General features: G+C 56.9%; 27 protein-coding genes. 2 read left to right on the plus strand and 25 right to left on the minus strand.

The window, feature by feature from the left end; all coding sequences use genetic code 11:
* Genes secY through rpsL form a run of 25 tightly spaced genes read right to left on the minus strand, consistent with a single transcriptional unit; the run spans position 1 to position 13568 of the window.
* Entirely contained in the window at positions 1–1317 is a 1317-nt protein-coding gene (gene secY, locus DEALK_RS01500; protein ID WP_058438059.1) for a preprotein translocase subunit SecY, read from the minus strand.
* Positions 1318–1761 carry a 50S ribosomal protein L15 gene (gene rplO, locus DEALK_RS01505; RefSeq protein WP_058438061.1) on the minus strand — a complete coding sequence of 148 codons (444 nt, stop codon included), beginning with the start codon at positions 1759–1761 and terminating at the stop codon, positions 1318–1320.
* Positions 1761–1943, minus strand: a complete 183-nt coding sequence (gene rpmD, locus DEALK_RS01510) for a 50S ribosomal protein L30 (RefSeq protein WP_058438063.1) — start codon at positions 1941–1943, stop codon at positions 1761–1763. Before rpmD ends, rplO begins: the two co-directional genes overlap by 1 nt.
* Positions 1936–2460: a 30S ribosomal protein S5 gene (gene rpsE, locus DEALK_RS01515; RefSeq protein WP_065128665.1), complete on the minus strand. Its 525-nt coding sequence runs from the start codon at positions 2458–2460 to the stop codon at positions 1936–1938. The genes rpmD and rpsE overlap by 8 nt, the downstream gene beginning before the upstream one ends.
* 8 nt (positions 2461–2468) lie before the next feature.
* A complete protein-coding gene (rplR, locus tag DEALK_RS01520; protein ID WP_058438065.1) occupies positions 2469–2834 on the minus strand; it encodes a 50S ribosomal protein L18 in 366 nt (121 codons plus the stop codon).
* Positions 2834–3382, minus strand: a complete 549-nt coding sequence (rplF, locus tag DEALK_RS01525; RefSeq protein ID WP_058438066.1) for a 50S ribosomal protein L6 — start codon at positions 3380–3382, stop codon at positions 2834–2836. Before rplF ends, rplR begins: the two co-directional genes overlap by 1 nt.
* A gap of 17 nt (positions 3383–3399) precedes the next feature.
* Positions 3400–3792 carry a 30S ribosomal protein S8 gene (gene rpsH, locus DEALK_RS01530; RefSeq protein WP_058438068.1) on the minus strand — a complete coding sequence of 131 codons (393 nt, stop codon included), beginning with the start codon at positions 3790–3792 and terminating at the stop codon, positions 3400–3402.
* A gap of 37 nt (positions 3793–3829) precedes the next feature.
* Entirely contained in the window at positions 3830–4015 is a 186-nt protein-coding gene (locus DEALK_RS01535; RefSeq protein WP_058438070.1) for a type Z 30S ribosomal protein S14, read from the minus strand.
* A gap of 9 nt (positions 4016–4024) precedes the next feature.
* Complete coding sequence (gene rplE, locus DEALK_RS01540) at positions 4025–4570, minus strand: 50S ribosomal protein L5 (protein ID WP_058438072.1); 546 nt, start codon at positions 4568–4570, stop codon at positions 4025–4027.
* Complete coding sequence (rplX, locus tag DEALK_RS01545) at positions 4571–4882, minus strand: 50S ribosomal protein L24 (protein WP_058438074.1); 312 nt, start codon at positions 4880–4882, stop codon at positions 4571–4573.
* A gap of 8 nt (positions 4883–4890) precedes the next feature.
* Positions 4891–5259 (minus strand): 50S ribosomal protein L14, encoded by a 369-nt coding sequence (rplN, locus tag DEALK_RS01550; protein WP_058438076.1) that lies wholly within the window; start codon positions 5257–5259, stop codon positions 4891–4893.
* Entirely contained in the window at positions 5260–5550 is a 291-nt protein-coding gene (gene rpsQ / locus DEALK_RS01555) for a 30S ribosomal protein S17 (protein ID WP_058438078.1), read from the minus strand.
* A 5-nt stretch (positions 5551–5555) separates the two neighbouring features.
* Positions 5556–5753, minus strand: coding sequence for a 50S ribosomal protein L29 (gene rpmC, locus DEALK_RS01560; protein ID WP_058438080.1), 198 nt, complete (start codon positions 5751–5753; stop codon positions 5556–5558).
* A 2-nt stretch (positions 5754–5755) separates the two neighbouring features.
* Positions 5756–6199: a 50S ribosomal protein L16 gene (rplP, locus tag DEALK_RS01565; RefSeq protein ID WP_058438082.1), complete on the minus strand. Its 444-nt coding sequence runs from the start codon at positions 6197–6199 to the stop codon at positions 5756–5758.
* A 28-nt stretch (positions 6200–6227) separates the two neighbouring features.
* Positions 6228–7088 (minus strand): 30S ribosomal protein S3, encoded by an 861-nt coding sequence (gene rpsC / locus DEALK_RS01570; protein ID WP_058438084.1) that lies wholly within the window; start codon positions 7086–7088, stop codon positions 6228–6230.
* Complete coding sequence (gene rplV, locus DEALK_RS01575) at positions 7088–7426, minus strand: 50S ribosomal protein L22 (RefSeq protein ID WP_058438086.1); 339 nt, start codon at positions 7424–7426, stop codon at positions 7088–7090. Before rplV ends, rpsC begins: the two co-directional genes overlap by 1 nt.
* Before the next feature lie 14 nt (positions 7427–7440).
* The gene (gene rpsS / locus DEALK_RS01580; protein WP_058438088.1) at positions 7441–7725 is read right to left on the minus strand and encodes a 30S ribosomal protein S19; all 285 of its coding nucleotides are present in this window, start codon (positions 7723–7725) and stop codon (positions 7441–7443) included.
* Positions 7726–7771: 46 nt separating this feature from the next.
* Positions 7772–8596, minus strand: coding sequence for a 50S ribosomal protein L2 (gene rplB, locus DEALK_RS01585; protein ID WP_058438090.1), 825 nt, complete (start codon positions 8594–8596; stop codon positions 7772–7774).
* A 2-nt stretch (positions 8597–8598) separates the two neighbouring features.
* Complete coding sequence (locus tag DEALK_RS01590) at positions 8599–8883, minus strand: 50S ribosomal protein L23 (protein WP_058438092.1); 285 nt, start codon at positions 8881–8883, stop codon at positions 8599–8601.
* Positions 8884–8895: 12 nt separating this feature from the next.
* Positions 8896–9528 carry a 50S ribosomal protein L4 gene (rplD, locus tag DEALK_RS01595; protein ID WP_058438095.1) on the minus strand — a complete coding sequence of 211 codons (633 nt, stop codon included), beginning with the start codon at positions 9526–9528 and terminating at the stop codon, positions 8896–8898.
* Positions 9529–10152, minus strand: a complete 624-nt coding sequence (rplC, locus tag DEALK_RS01600; protein WP_058438097.1) for a 50S ribosomal protein L3 — start codon at positions 10150–10152, stop codon at positions 9529–9531.
* Between the two features lie 34 nt (positions 10153–10186).
* Positions 10187–10495, minus strand: coding sequence for a 30S ribosomal protein S10 (rpsJ, locus tag DEALK_RS01605; protein ID WP_058438099.1), 309 nt, complete (start codon positions 10493–10495; stop codon positions 10187–10189).
* A gap of 14 nt (positions 10496–10509) precedes the next feature.
* Entirely contained in the window at positions 10510–12603 is a 2094-nt protein-coding gene (gene fusA / locus DEALK_RS01610) for an elongation factor G (protein ID WP_058438101.1), read from the minus strand.
* 35 nt (positions 12604–12638) lie between these two features.
* A complete protein-coding gene (gene rpsG / locus DEALK_RS01615; RefSeq protein WP_058438103.1) occupies positions 12639–13109 on the minus strand; it encodes a 30S ribosomal protein S7 in 471 nt (156 codons plus the stop codon).
* Between the two features lie 30 nt (positions 13110–13139).
* Positions 13140–13568, minus strand: coding sequence for a 30S ribosomal protein S12 (gene rpsL / locus DEALK_RS01620; RefSeq protein ID WP_058438104.1), 429 nt, complete (start codon positions 13566–13568; stop codon positions 13140–13142).
* A 323-nt stretch (positions 13569–13891) separates the two neighbouring features.
* On the opposite strand from rpsL, the gene bfr reads away from it, so the two are divergent.
* Both bfr and aroF read left to right on the plus strand, forming a co-directional pair.
* Positions 13892–14362, plus strand: a complete 471-nt coding sequence (bfr, locus tag DEALK_RS01625) for a bacterioferritin (RefSeq protein WP_058438106.1) — start codon at positions 13892–13894, stop codon at positions 14360–14362.
* Positions 14363–14682: 320 nt separating this feature from the next.
* The gene (gene aroF / locus DEALK_RS01630) at positions 14683–15732 is read left to right on the plus strand and encodes a 3-deoxy-7-phosphoheptulonate synthase (protein ID WP_058438108.1); all 1050 of its coding nucleotides are present in this window, start codon (positions 14683–14685) and stop codon (positions 15730–15732) included.
* Positions 15733–15735: the final 3 nt, after the last annotated feature.

Here is a 15735-nt window from a genome sequence, read left to right on the forward strand (position 1 = left end):
CTATTTTATAAAGCCTTCGTACCGCCTCATTACCAGCTGGGCTTCAAGCTGCTTCATGGTGTCCAGTACCACGCCGACAACGATAAGCATGCCGAAGCTTGACAGCTGCAGCGTCTGGACGCTGGTGATCTCCCGGGCCAGGAAGGGCATGATGGCCACCGTTGCCAGGAACAGGGCGCCTCCCCAGGTGATATTGCGGATCACCGAGTTCAGGTAGGTCGCCGTCTGTTTGCCGGGACGGATGCCGGGGATAAAGCCGCCCTGCTTCTGCAGAGTGCCCGGCAGGTCTTGCTGTTCGAAAACGACCATGGTGTAGAAAAAGGCGAACGCTATGGTCAACAGGAAGAACATCACCCAGTAAAATGCCCCGATCGGCAGTTCGGTATTGGGATTGAACCAGGTGTAGATAGTGTTCCAAAAATTGGGATCGCTCCCGGCCGGGTTCATGAAGTAGCTGGCGATGGTGCCCGGGAAAATGACCAGCGCCGAAGCGAAGATCAAGGGAATCATACCAGCGGTGTTAACCCGGAGCGGAATATGGGAAGCGCCGCTCTGGCGGTACATTCGGCCGCTCTTGATGACGGTTTTGGCGTACTGCACCGGAATCCGTCGATGAGCTTCGGTAAAGATAACGATGAGGATGGTAGTCGCTAGGGCGATGAGCAGATAGACCCCCAGGCCCAGGAACTGCTCGCGGGCCAGGAAACCTTGACCGATAAGCTGCGGCAGCCCGGCGACGATGCCGGCGAAGATGATTATGGACACGCCGTTACCGATGCCGTACTGGGTAATCTGTTCGCCCAGCCAGACCAGGAACAGTGTGCCCGCGGTCAGCGAAATAATGATGGATACTGTCACCAGGGGGTCGGAAGCCGCCACCACGCCTTCGCGCTGCAGAAGAACCAGCTGCCCCCAGCCACCCAGCGCCGCCAGCGGCACTGTCATCCAGTGAGTAATCAGGTTGATCTTGTTGCGCCCGGCTTCGCCTTCCTGTGACAGCCGCTGCAGGAACGGTATGATCGGCGTCATCAGCGTCATCACGATGCTGGCAGTGATATATGGATAAACGCCCAGGGCTACCAGACTGAAGTTTCTGAGCGCGCCGCCGGAAAAGATGTCGAGCATGCCGAGGACGGCATTTCCTTCCATCAACTCGGCCAGCGCCTGGGAATCAACGCCCGGCATCGGCACGTGGGCAATTACTCGGAACGCCGCCAGAATACCTATGGTAATAAGGATACGCCTCCGGAGATCCGGCAGGCTGAAAGCGTCAACCATCGCCTGGAGCAACTTGGGGCGGCTTGATTTCTCCGGCATTTACGCTACCTCTGTTTTACCACCGGCGGCTTCAATCTTGGCTTTGGCCTCGGCGCTGAAAGCAACGGCCTTCACCGTCAAAGCCCTATCCAGTTCACCGCCGCCAAGAATTTTGAACGGCCGGCTGGCCGATTTAAGCAACCGCGCGCTAACCAGGCTGTCGGCGTCGACAACTGCGCCGCTGTCAAATACTTTCAGGTCGCCGATATTAACTACATCGTATTCAACACGGAATGGATTGTGGAAACCCCGCTTCTGCGGCAGTTTCTTGATCAGCGGGTTCTGGCCGCCTTCAAAGCCGGGGCGGACCCGCCCGCCGGCTCTAGCCTTCTGGCCTTTGTAGCCGCGCCCGGAATAGTTCCCGTGTCCCGAGGCATCACCTCTGCCGACCCGTTTGCGGTTTTTTGAGGCTCCGGGCGAAGGAAATAGCTCGTGTTCTTTCATTATTCCGCCTCCGAGACAGCCACCAGATGCCTGACTTTCTGAATCATGCCCCGGATAGCCTGGTTATCTTCCTGGATAACTGTCTGGTTCATTCTTTTAAGGCCCAGGGACTCCAGGGTGTCCTTCTGGTCGAACTTGTATTTTATGCCGCTTTTAACCCAGGTAATTGCGATCTTAGCCACCGACAACCTCCTCGGCGGAAGTGCCGGCGCGCCGCTTGGCCAGAGTGTCTGCGGGGTTTTTAACCGCCGCTAAAGCGGCTATGGTCGCCCTGGCAACGTTGACCTTGTTGGGACTGCCCATGGATTTGGTTAAAATATCTTTAATCCCGGCCGTCTCCAGCACCGCCCGGACGCTGCCGCCGGCGATGATGCCGGTTCCCGGAGCGGCTGGCTTTAAAAATACCTCGGCAGCGCCGTATTTTATCCGGATTTCATGATGGATGGTGGTGCCTTTCATATCAACTTTGATCAGGTTTTTCTTGGCGATCGCGGAAGCCTTGGCGATAGCTACCGGAACTTCTTTGGCCTTCCCCATGCCCACGCCGACATGACCGGCGCCGTCGCCGGTAACGACGAGAGCGGAAAAGGCCATCCTCTTGCCGCCCTTGACCACTTTGGTCACCCGGTTGATGAATATGAGCTTGTCGTTCAGCGACAGCTCCTGCGCATCGATCTTGGAAATAACCGCTTTTACCATATCAGCTCCTAAAACGATAGTCCGGCGGCGCGGGCGGCATCGGCGAGCGCTTTAACGCGGCCATGATACTTGTACCCGCCCCGGTCAAAAACAACTTCTTTAATACCGGCATCCTGGGCTCGCCTGGCGATGGTTTTCCCCACAAGCTCGGCCTGGGCCATCTTCTCATGGTCCGCGGCGGGTGCTTTAATCTCCGCGTCCAGCGTCGATGCCTGGGCCAGGGTGGCGCCGCGCCGGTCGTCGATAACCTGGGCGTATATATGAGTGAGCGACCGGTATACACAGAGACGAGGCCGTTCAGCCGTCCCGCTCAGGGTTTTGCGCAATCGTTCGTGGCGTTGCTTCCGCGCCGCCAGTGATGTCATTTTAGCCATTACTTAGCCGCCTTTCCGACCGCTTTACCCGGCTTAAGTTTGATCTTCTCGCCGGCATACCGAATACCTTTGCCCTTGTAGGAATCCGGCTTCCTTACCGAACGAATTTCGGCGGCTACCTGTCCGACCTGCTCTTTGTCGATGCCCATAACTTTTAGTTTAGTCGGCGTCTCAAGAGCGAAGCTTATCCCCTGCTTGGGTTTAAACTCGACCGGATGTGAATAACCCACCCTTAGCACCAAATTGTCGCCGGTTTTCTCAGCCCTGAAACCCACGCCGACGATTTCGAGCCCTTTTTCAAAGCCCTTGCTTACCCCGTCAATCATATTGACTAACAGAGTGCGCGATAAACCGTGAAGTGATCGGTGATTCTGGGCATCGGACGGCCGCCGCACCACTATTTTGTCGTTTTCAAAGGAGATCCCCATATCTGGGGAGAACTCACGATATAATTCGCCTTTGGGACCGGTAACGGTCACTTTGCTGCCTTCTATCGTAACTTTAACCCCTTTGGGGACAACCACCGGTAATTTGCCGATACGTGACATTTTAATATCCCTCTAGATTACCAAACTTTGAGAAGCAGCTCTCCGCCGACACCAGACTTCCATGCCTGATAGCCGGTCATCACGCCGCGGGAAGTTGAAAGCACCGCTACGCCCAGGCCGCCGTACACCCGGGGGATTTCTCCCCTCTCGACATACACCCTTAGACCTGGTTTGGAGACTCGCTCGAGGCCGGTAACCGCCGGCGTTCCCTTTTCGTCGTAGCGCAGTGTCACCTTTATTTGCCGCTGCGGCTTGGCGCCGGTAAGCTCAAACCCGGAAATAAAGCCTTCCTGTTTGAGCAACTTGGCAATATTCTGCTTGATTCGCGAAGCCGGTACCAGCGTCGTCTCGTGCCCGGCCATCGCGGCATTGCGGATTCGGGTGAGCATATCAGAAATCGGATCAGTCATTGCAGCCCCCTGGTGTTAGTACACTACTCTTTATCATTTACCAGCTCGATTTCCTGACTCCCGGGATCTGCCCCTGAAGGGCAAGCTCCCTGAAGCAAATGCGGCAAAGGCCGAACTGCCGGATATAACCGCGCGGCCGCCCGCATTTCAGGCAGCGGTTGTGCTGTTGCACCGCGAATTTCGGCGTGCGTTTTGATTTGACGATTTTGGATGTCTTAGCCATAATTCCTCGCTACTCCTTGGCAAACGGCATGCCGATACCTTCTAACAGGGTCCGGCTCTCAGCGTCAGTTTTAGCGCTGGTCACGATGCAAATCTCGAGTCCGCGCATTTTGTCGACCTTGGAAAAATCAATCTCTGGGAAGACTGTTTGCTCTTTTAGGCCCAAAGCGTAAGAGCCGCGTCCGTCGAAGGCGTCAGCCGGCACGCCCTGAAAATCGCGGAGCCGGGGCAGGACGACGCTGATCAGCTTGTCGAGGAAGTTATACATCCGCTGGCCTCTAAGCGTAACCTTGAGCCCGACAGGCATTCCCGCCCTGAGTTTGAAGTTGGCAATAGAGTGCTTGCTGCGGGTGACTACCGGATGCTGTCCGGCGATAGTCGCCAGGTCAGCCTGAGCGGTTTCCACGGCTTTAGGATTGCTGGAGGCTTCTTTGCCCACTCCGACGTTTAACACCACTTTAGTCAGGCGGGGTATCTCCATAACATTGGCGTAGCCGTAGGCCTCTTTGAGCCGCGGCACCGCTTCTTTGACGTATTTTTCTTTGAGTCCGCCCATCTAGTCGATTACCTCGCCGCATGATTTACAGACGCGTACCCGTTTGCCGTCAGCTAACGCCTTGCTGCCCAATCGGGCAGGTTTGCCGCACTTGGCACAGAGCAGCATCACATTGCTGGCATGGACCGGCGACTCTCGTTCGATAATCCCGGCCTGGCGCACCGCGCCGCGCGCCTTGGAATGCTTTTTGGTCATATTGACGCCGTCAACCAGCACCCGGGCGCTGGCGGTGTAGACCATTCTTACCTTGCCGCTTTTACCCCGGTCCTTGCCGGAGATAACCAGCACATTGTCGTCTTTCTTTATCTTCATCTCAGCCTCTAAAGAACCTCAGGAGCCAGCGACAGGATTTTCAGGAATTTTTTATCGCGCAGTTCGCGCGCCACCGGACCGAAAATACGCGTGCCCCGGGGTTCATTCTTATCATTCAGCAGGACAGCGGCATTTTCATCAAATTTGATGTAGGAGCCGTCAGCCCGGCGCAGCGGTGAAACCTGCCTGACGATCACCGCCTTAACCACGCTGCCCTCTTTAACCGCTGAGTCCGGCGCAGCGCGCTTAACCGAAGCGACGATCACATCACCGATGCGACCCCGCAGCTTACGGCTGCCGCCCAGAACATTGACGCACATGATGGATTTGGCGCCGGTATTATCGGCCACCTTGAGACGAGTATAAGCCTGTATCATCTACGTGATCTCCTTGAGTTCGGCAGACTCGGCCACCTCGCCCTTGGTAACGACCCGAAGCAGGCGGAAATTCTTGGTGCGTGATAACGGCCGGGTGGGAATCATTTCAACGATATCGCCGTAATGGGCGGCGCCGTTTTCATCGTGAACCTGATATTTCTTGACCACCTTGTAAGACTTTTTATAAATAGGATGCTCGCGCCGGCTTTCTACCGCCACCACTACCGTCTTGCTGGGTTTATCGGACACCACGCGTCCGATCATCGTTTTTGATGATTTTACTTTTTCCATATAACCTACCTTATGCCCAGGGTTCGTTCGCGTAAAACCGTCTGCAAACGGGCCGCTTTCTTTTTGACTGCCGGAATCTGCCTGTGGTTGACCAGCTGCTTCGTTGCCAGCTTGAAGCGCAGTTCCATGAACTCGCGGTTAGCGGCAACAAGCTGCTTTCTGATCTCTTCGGCTGAAAAAGCCCTTATCTCATCGATTTTCATATCTACGCCTTCTCCTCGGCGGCCGAAACCGTTGCGGCGCCTTCTTTGAGCACGAACTTGCTTTGCAGCGGCAATTTGTAGGCTGCAAGCCGCATCGCCTCGCGGGCGACTGTCTCATCGACGCCGCCCATTTCAAACAGCATGCGGCCGCGTTTAACCACGGCTATCCAGTGATCCGGCGCCCCCTTCCCTGAACCCATGCGGGTTTCAGCCGGTTTGGCGGTTACCGGATGGTCGGGGAAAATCCTGATCCACACTTTGCCGCCGCGCTTGATATATCGCGTCATGGCGCGCCGGGCGGCTTCGATCTGCCTTGCCGTAACCCAGGCGGTAGATGTCGCCTGCAATCCATAGTCGCCGAAATCGACGCGGTTGCCGGCCTGAGCTTCGCCGTGGCGGTGCCCTTTATGGGCTTTTCGGTATTTTACTCGTTTAGGTTGCTGCATGGTCTTCCTCTAGTACAAAGTCGGGGGACTAGGTCTCTTCAGTGTTCGTTTGAGCGCGGCGGGCGGTAGTCCGCTTTGGTTTGTCTTCGGTGACCGCTGCGGTCGAGGTGGCAGCGGCCGGGGCGACTGTTTCGTCCGCTTTCTTCCGGGTGCGCGGCTTGACCTGTTCAACCGGCTTGGCGGCTTCTGTAACAGCAGCCGCAGCTTCAGTCGCCGGTGGTGTCATCTCTGCTGCGCTTAAGTCCTCGTTCTCTGGCTTGGTCTCGGGCAAAATATCGCCGCGGTAGATCCAAACCTTGACGCCGATGCGCCCAAGAGCGGTTCTGGCTTCAGCAAATCCGTAGTCAATGTCCGCCCGGATGGTATGCAGGGGTACCCGTCCGTCATGCATGACCTCGCGCCTGGCGATTTCAACCCCGCCCAACCGGCCGGCGCAAGCAATCTTGATGCCGCGGGCGCCTGCCTGGCGGGTGCGGAACATCGCCTGCTTCATGGCGCGCCGGTAAGCAATACGCTTTTCCATTTGGTCAGCCACGGAGCGGGCTACCAGAAAAGCATCCAGTTCCGGTTGCCCGATCTCATGAATATTGAGTTGGATCCGCTTGCCGGCCAGTTCTTCCAGAAATTTCCGCATCTCATCAACGCGCTGGCCGCCGCGGCCGATCACGATGCCAGGGCGCGAAGTGGCGACCGTTACCGCCACCTTATTGGCCTGGCGTTCGATCTCAATATTTGAGATGCCGGCGTCCGTATATTTCTGTTTGATGCCTTTACGCAGTTTCAAATCTTCCAACAGGCTGGCCGAAAAATCTTTTTCAGCGAACCATTTGGCGTTCCAGCCTTTGATCGCCCCAATACGGAAAGCGTACGGATGTACCTTGCGTCCCATTAAACCTCCTGGTCACCGACGATGACGGTGATGTGGCTCGATCTTTTCAGTATCGGCGAGACTCTGCCGCGGGAGCGCGCTTTATGGCGTTTCATCATTGGCGCTCCGTCGGCAAATATCTTGACGATTTTAAGTGCGTCCGGTTCCATCTGAAAGTTGTTTTCGGCTGAAGCGGCGGCTGATTTGACGGTCTTGGCGACATGAACCGCCGCCGGAGACAAAGCAAAACGCAATATCGCCAGAGCTTCGGCCACTTTCTTGCCGCGCACTAGGTCAAGATACAGCCTGACCTTGCTGGCTGGTACCCCGGTGTTTTTTGACACTGCTTTAACCTGCATGTTTCACCAGTTCCTTATTTTTTGGCAGCCGCCTCGGCCTTGCCGCCGCCGTGGCCGCGGAAAGTCCGGGTAGGAGCAAACTCACCCAGCTTGTGACCGACCATGTTCTCGGTCACGAACACCGGCACGTGTCGCCGGCCGTCATGAACGCCGATGTTCATGCCCACCATGTCGGGCAGGATCGTCGACCAGCGCGCCCAGGTCTTAATAAGAACCTTTTTCCCGGAGCGATTGGCCGCTTCAACTTTTTTCATTAATTTAGGGTGTACTGCCGGCCCTTTTTTAACTGATCGAGACATCGATTAATTCCTCCGCTGCCTGAGGCGCGCTCAGCGCGCGCGATAATTATTTACGCCTTTTAACGATGAGCTTGTCCGAGGGCTTAGACTGGCGCGTCTTGAAGCCCAGGGCGGGTTTGCCCCAGGGGGTCTTCGGTCCCGGCATGCCGATGGGAGTCCGGCCTTCACCGCCGCCGTGGGGATGGTCCCTGGGCGTCATCGCCGAGCCGCGTACCTGAGGCCGCCAGCCCATATTGCGCCGGCGACCAGCCTTGCCGATTGATAAAGTCTGGTGCTCTTCGTTACCGACGGCACCCACAGTGGCGTAGCAGTCGATACGGATCCGCCGCATCTCGCCGGACGGCAGGCGGATTAAGGCGTAATCGCCTTCTTTGGCCATGAGTTGGGCTGCCGCCCCGGCGGAACGCACCAGTTTGCCGCCGCGGCCGGGCTCAAGTTCAAGATTATGGACCAGCGTGCCGGAGGGCATGGAGCGCAGCGGCAGGCAGTTGCCTGGCTTGAGTTCTGCTTCGGGAGCGGTGAGAATGGTCTCGCCCACTTTCAAGCCCTGGGGGGCCAGGATGTAGCGTTTTTCACCGTCGATATAAAACACCAGGGCAATGCGCGCCGAGCGGTGCGGGTCATACTCGATAGCGGCTATTTTACCCGGAATCCCAATCTTATCGCGTTTGAAATCAAGGATGCGGATGATCTTGCGCGCGCCGCCGCCGCGGTGTCTTACCGAAAGTTTGCCCTGATTATTGCGTCCGGCATCCTGCTTGACGCATTTTGTCAGCGATTTCTCCGGCCGGCTCTTGGTTATTTCCTCAAAAGTATAACCAGTCTGGTGGCGCCGCCCGGCGGAGGTTGGTTGGTATGATTTAAGTGCCATAATTAGACCCCTTCAAAGAGCTCGATCTTATCGCCGGCTTTCAATGTAACCAGGGCTTTTTTCCAGTCCGGAGTCCGGAACAATCCCCGGCCCATCCGCTTCATTTTGCCCTTAACCATGATGACATTGACTCCTGTCACCGTAACCTTGTAGGCCGCTTCAACCGCTGTTTTTATCTGCGGTTTGGTCGCTTCCGCCGCAACTTCAAAGGCGTATTTGCCGGTTGCCTGCAGGCGGGCGTTTTTCTCGGTAATCAGGGGTTTGCGTAAAACATCGAATATCTGCATTGTGGTTTCTCCTTAGCTGGACCGGTCGCCCCAGATCTTTTCAACAACCTGAAGAGCCTCTTCAGTGAGCACGAGTTTATCGTATTTCAGCAAATCTACGACATTCAGCAAATCGGCGGGTGTCGTCTTGACCCCGGCGAGATTGCGCGCCGATAAGATAACGTTATTATCGACGCCGGCGGTGGCTACCATGGTGGAGGTGGTGCACTCAAGAGCCGCCAGGGCGCTGGCCATGTCGCGCGTCTTCGGTGGATCAAGGGAAATGGCATCGATTACTTTAAGTCCGCCGCTGGCCGCTTTATCCGACAGCAGGCAGCGTATAGCCAGCTGCCTGACCTTTTTCGGCAGCCCTTTTGAATAGTCGCGCGGCTTGGGGCCGAAAACGATGCCGCCGCCTGGCCGCAGGTTGCTTTTAGCCGAGCCGGCACGAGCTTCGCCGGTGCCCTTCTGGCGGAATAATTTCTTGGTTGAACCCGCGACTTCGGACCGGGTCTTGGTCGATGAAGTACCCTGACGTGCGTTGGCCTGCAGCGCCACCAGCGCCTGATGCACTACCGCGTCGTTCATCGGCACGCCGAACACCGACTCGCTGACCGAAAGGTTTTTAACTACCTTGCCCTGCATACTATAGACGGGTATTTCCATTTAGCTACTCTTCTTAGATTTTTTTACGATTATCAAGCCGTTCTTACCGCCGGGAACGGCGCCGCGTACCAGAAGCAGGTTCTTCTCGGTATCCGCCTTGACCACCTTAAGACAGCGCACCGTGACTTGATCGTGTCCCATGTGGCCGGCCATTCGGGTGCCCTTGTAAACCCGGCCCGGCGTGGTGGTCGAGCCGATAGAGCCCGGCGCGCGATGGCGGTCTGACTGGCCGTGGGTTTTCGGGCCGCCGTGAAAACCATGCCGCTTGACGCCGCCCGCAAACCCGTGGCCTTTGGAAATGCCGGTGACGTCAATCAGTTCGCCGTCGGAAAATAAACTGGCGTCTACCTTACTGCCGACTTCGACGCCGGATACATCTTCCAGGCGGAACTCCCTCAGGTGGCGAAACTCGCCGGTGTCTTTGGTATGGCCCTTCTCTGCTTTGGCAAGCCTCTTAGCGGTGCCGAAACCAAGCTGGGCGGCGACATAGCCGTCATTTTCCAGGGTCTTGACCTGGGTTACAGTACACGGGCCGACCTCGAGAACCGTCACCGGTTCTACTTTGCCGCTGGCGCTGTAGACCTGAGTCATGCCTAATTTTTTGCCGATAATTCCATTTATCATTTCGCGTTCCTAAAGCGTAATCGCTGTGACCGATTTATAGCTTGATGTCGATGCTGACCCCGGCCGGCATATTGAGACTGGTCAGGGAGTCGATAGTCTTCGAGGTAGTCTCCACGATGTCAATCAGGCGTTTATGGGTGCGAACCTCGAACTGCTCCTGCGAATCCTTATCGATGAAGGACGCCCGGATAACCGAGTATTTTTTTATCTGGGTCGGCAGCGGCACGGGGCCGGAAATAACTGCCCCGGTGCGTTCCAGGGCTTCTACGATCTGCTGTGCCGACTGATCGAGCACCTTGTGATCGAAACCCTTTAGCTTGATGCGGATTTTTTGTTTACCCATAGTCCTCAAATCCCCTATTTCGCGACGGCCGCTGACTCCATCACCGTCTTGGCGATGTTGGCCGGCAGTTCCTGATATTTATAGAATTCCATCGACGAGGTGGCGCGACCCTTTGAGATGCCCCGGATAGTGGTGGTATAACCAAACGTTTCCGCCAGCGGCACGTAAGCATGAATCATCGTCGTCTCCCCCCTTGGCTCAATGGAAACGATATGGCCGCGCCGGGAGTTCAGGTCGCCGATAATATCGCCCATGTATTCCTCGGGCGTCATGACTTCCATCTTCATGATGGGCTCAAGCAACACCGGATTGGCTTTGGCAGCCGCGGCTTTGAGCGCCATGGAACCGGCCGTCTTGAAGGCCATTTCGTTGGAGTCGACGTCATGATAGCTGCCGTCAAAAATGGATACCTTGACCCCGACCATCGGGTAACCGGCGAAAACGCCGGTGGCCGCGGCTTCTTTAATACCCTCGGCCGCCGCCTTGACAAAGTTCTTGGGCACCGTGCCGCCGCGGATGTCATCAACGACCTCAACGGCGGTCGACTCGGTGTTGGGTTCAATATCGATTTTGACATGGCCGTACTGGCCGCGGCCGCCCGATTGCCGGACAAACCGGCCGTCGGCCCGGGCCGGCGCGGTGATCGTCTCGCGGTAAGCAACCCGCGGCTGCCCCACTTTAGCCGCCACCTTGTGTTCGGTGAACATGCGGCTGACTAACACGTCCAGATGAAGTTCACCCATGCCGGCAATGATATTTTGACCGGTTTCTTCGTTATAAGTGACCTTGAAGGTCGGGTCTTCATCAGCCAGCTTCTGCAGCGCGTCCACCATTTTATCCTGGTCGGCGCGGGTCTTGGGCTCGATGGAAATGGACACCACCGGTTCAGGGAATTTGATATTTTCAAGCAGCACCGGATGAGCCGGGTCGCACAGGGTATCGCCGGTGAAGGTGCTCTTGAGACCCAGTGAAGCGATAATACTGCCGGTTTCGGCTTTGGTGATTTCTTCCCGGGCGTTGGCGTGCATCACCAGCAACCGGCCGATGCGTTCTTTTTGGTCCCGGGTGGTGTTCATTACCCCGGCGCCGGCGTCCACCGTGCCTGAATACACTCTCAGATACACCAGGCGGCCGACAAAAGGATCGGAAACGACCTTGAAAGCCAGGGCGGCAAAAGGCGCGTCATCACTGACCGGCCTGGAGACTTCAGCCTGAGTCCGGGTATCGATGCCCACAACCGGAGGCGTATCCAACGGGGAAGGTAGGAAGTTGACCACCGCGTCCAGCAGCAGCTTGACGCCTTTTTGGCGGAAGGATGAGCCGCATAACACGGGGATCCCTTTGTTGCCCAGGGTCACCCGCCTTAAACCGGCGATAATTTGGTCGGTCGAGAGGTCACTGCCGTCCAGATAGGCGCACATCACCTCGTCGTCAAGTTCGGCCAGCTTCTCAATCATCTGGTGGCGGGCGGCCTCAACGCGCTCCTTTTCGGACGTCGGGATCGGGATTTCGATCGGCTCGGGAGTATTTTGATCCCCATCGGCGCTGTAGGCTTTGAGTTTGATCAGATCGATGACGCCGCCGAAACTGTCGCCGCTGCCGATCGGCAGCGTGACGGCGATGTGCCGGGCTTTGAGCCGGTCTTCAATCATCTTGAGGCACCGGTTGAAATCGGCGCCGGTGCGGTCCATCTTATTGATAAAACAGATACGGGGCACGCCGTAACGGTTAGCCTGCCGCCATACCGTCTCGGATTGGGCTTCCACGCCGGCCACACCGTCAAAGACAACCACTCCGCCGTCCAGGACGCGGAGCGACCGCTCAACTTCGGCGGTGAAATCTACGTGGCCGGGAGTATCAATGATATTGATACGGTAATCGCGCCAATGGCACGCCGTAGCGGCGGAGGTAATGGTGATACCCCGCTCGCGCTCCTGCTGCATCCAGTCCATGACCGTATTGCCGTCATCGACATTGCCTATTTTGTAGGTACGGCCGGTGAAATACAGCACCCGTTCGGTGGTGGTCGTTTTGCCGGCATCGATATGAGCGATGATGCCGATATTGCGGGTTTTATTCAGTTCCAGGTTTCGATCTTGTTGATTCATAAGAATTTAGTTAAGCCGGCGGTAATCTCTGAGATCTACCAGCGGTAATGGGCAAAAGCGCGGTTCGCCTCGGCCATTTTGTGCGTTTCTTCTCTCTTTTTGACTGCGGCGCCTAAACCCTTGGCGGCGTCGGACAATTCGGCTGACAGCTTCTCGGCCATAGATTTGCCGGACCGGCTGCGGGCGGCTTTGGTCAACCAGCGCAAGGCCAGTGAGAAAGCGCGGTCAGGGCGGACCTCAACCGGCACCTGGTAGTTCGCGCCGCCCACCCGGCGGGCTTTGACTTCTACCATCGGGGTGGCATTTTTTACCGCCTGTTCCACCAGCGTCACCGCATCCTTGCCGTCCTGGGCTGCCATGATCTCCATGGCATCATAAATCACCCGTTCGGCAGTGCTCTGTTTGCCGGCATACATGATGCGGTTGATGAATTTGGATACGATGACACTGTTATACTTGGCATCGGGAAGTGCCGGGTGCCTGATACCTGAACTGCGTCGTCCCATTGTTTTTTAAATGCCTCCCTGAGGGTATCCCTATTTTTTTGCTGCGGCTTTGGCTACTTTGGCGCCGTACTTGGAGCGGCCTTGCTTGCGGTTGGCCACGCCGGCGGTATCCAGAGTACCCCTGACGATATGGTAGCGGACGCCCGGTAAATCGGGTACCCGGCCGCCGCGGATCAAAACGACGGAGTGCTCCTGGAGATTGTGCCCCTCGCCCGGGATGTAAGCCGTTACTTCCATGTGGTTCGATAAACGGACGCGGGCGATCTTCCGCAGCGCGGAGTTCGGTTTCTTGGGGGTTGTCGTCTTCACCTGAAGACATACGCCGCGCTTCTGCGGCGAACCGGCGCCGTACGACGTGCGGTTCTTGAGCGAATTGAAATTATAATGCAGCGCCGGAGTCTTGGCTTTTTTGGCCAGCTTATGGCGCCCTTTTCTGATTAACTGATTCACTGTCGGCATATCGCGCTCCTCTATACCCCCGGACAATGTTAAAGGACGAGACGAGCTCATCCTTCACCCGGGAAGCCCGCTGGCAGACTGTTTTAAGACATCATCTGCCGCCTGCGACTCTAAAAGCCACAGACAATCGGTTATATTATCACCCCCGATATTGGATGTCAATAAGCCAATCCTGACCCCTCAACAACGGCGTATTGCGGCGATAAGCAAGAGGGTGAAGAAATGGGGTATCCCCATTTTCAAACCCGGAGCGCCGATGGTGTTGGGGAACCGGCCGGTTCTCTGATAAGATAAAATAGCATTCGAAAATACAGGAGGTTTTTATGAAAGGCGATCCCCAGATCATTGCGACCCTCAATTCCCTGCTGGCTGACGAGCTGACCGCCATCAACCAGTACATGGTCCATTCGGAGATGTGCGACAATTGGAATTACGGCAAACTCCACAAATCCATCGAGAAGCGCGCCATCGTCGAGATGAAACACGCCGAGAAGCTTATCGGCCGCATCCTGTTCCTCGAGGGCATCCCCATCGTCTCGGATTACCGCAAAGTCTATATCGGCGCCGACGTGCCCAAGATGTTCGAGAACGACCGCATGGCTGAAGTCGGCGCCGTCAAGTCATACAACGCCGCCGTCAAACAGGCCGGGGACCTCGGCGACTTCGCGACTCGCGATATCCTCCAGGCTATCCTTAATGATGAAGACGGTCACCTTGACGAAATAGAGGGGGTGCAGGACCAGATCTCACAGATGGGCCTTCAGATTTTCCTGTCCACCCGCACCGAAGTATAACCTGAGCTTATTAAACCGGCTTTCCCGCCGCCGGCAGGCCTCATCTGTCTGCGGCAAGCCGGTGCAGCGCGCGCCGTCCGACGAAGGGAGCCGTAAAAGCTCCCTTCGTCGTTTCTTGACAAGCCGCCTTCAGGATGTTATCGTTCTTGCCGATGGTTCGTTTTTATTACGCCTATTACTTTACCTGGTGCCTGCAGGGCACGTCGGGGAGGTTCGGCGTTTCTGCATAAGAGCACTTAGACCGCATAGTCCAGGCAGCAAATCCTCCCAACGGAGGATTTTTTAGTTTAAGGGGTCAATAGAAGGGAGCAAAGTAAACCATGATCATTATGAAAAAGGACGCCACGGAGCAGCAGATTCAGCATGCCGTTGACGAAGTGGCTAGAGCCGGCCTGCGCACCGATGTCTCCCGCGGCCAGTACCTGACCATCATCGGCCTTATCGGCGATGAGACCAGGGTCGACTTTACCCACCTGGCAGCCTTGCCCGGAGTGAAGGAGGCCAGGATGATCCAGGCGCCCTATAAACTGATCAACCGCGAATATTCCAGCGCCTACGGCGAGACCGGCACCCGCATCGTCAAGGTCGGCGACGTCCAGTTCGGCGCGCCGGAGCCGGTGTTCATCGCCGGACCCTGCGCCGTCGAAAACCGGGACGACCTGTTCCGCATCGCCGAGCAGTGCAAAGCCGCCGGGGCCCACATTTTGCGCGGCGGCGTCTTCAAACCCCGTTCCTCAGTCCATTCCTTCCAGGGTCTGGGTTCGGCCGGGCATGACGAGGCCATAGAGGCGCTTACCTGGCTGCGGGAGGCCGGCAGGACGTTCGGTATGCCGGTGGTCACCGAGGTCCGCGGCGAGGCGCAGGTGGACCTGGTCGCCGAATTCGTCGATATCATCCAGATCGGCGCCCGCAACATGTACGACCAGGACCTGCTGCAAACCGCCGCCCGCAAAAAGCTGCCGGTGATGTTCAAGCGCCACTTCGGCGCCTCGGTCGAGGAGTTTTTATGCTTCGCCGAGTATATCGCCGCCGAGGGCAACAAGGACATCATCCTGTGCGAACGCGGCATCGTGCCGATGGGCAAGGGTAAGAATTACACCCGTTACATGCTCGACCTGGCGGCGGTACCGGTGGTGCAGAAAGAAACCTTCCTGCCGATTATCGTCGACCCCAGCCACGCCACCGGCCGCCGCGACCTCATCCGTTCGATGAGCCTGGCCTCGATCGCCGCCGGCGCCGCGGGGCTGATGATTGAGGTCCACGACCGGCCGGAGGACGCCCGGTGCGATGCGTCGCAAATGATCCAGCCGTCGGAGCTTAAAGAAATTATCGCCGCCGCGCGACAGTTGAGGACGATTGCTTTAAAATAAGGC

This window comes from Dehalogenimonas alkenigignens, assembly GCF_001466665.1.
In the GTDB taxonomy this organism is placed as follows: domain Bacteria; phylum Chloroflexota; class Dehalococcoidia; order Dehalococcoidales; family Dehalococcoidaceae; genus Dehalogenimonas; species Dehalogenimonas alkenigignens.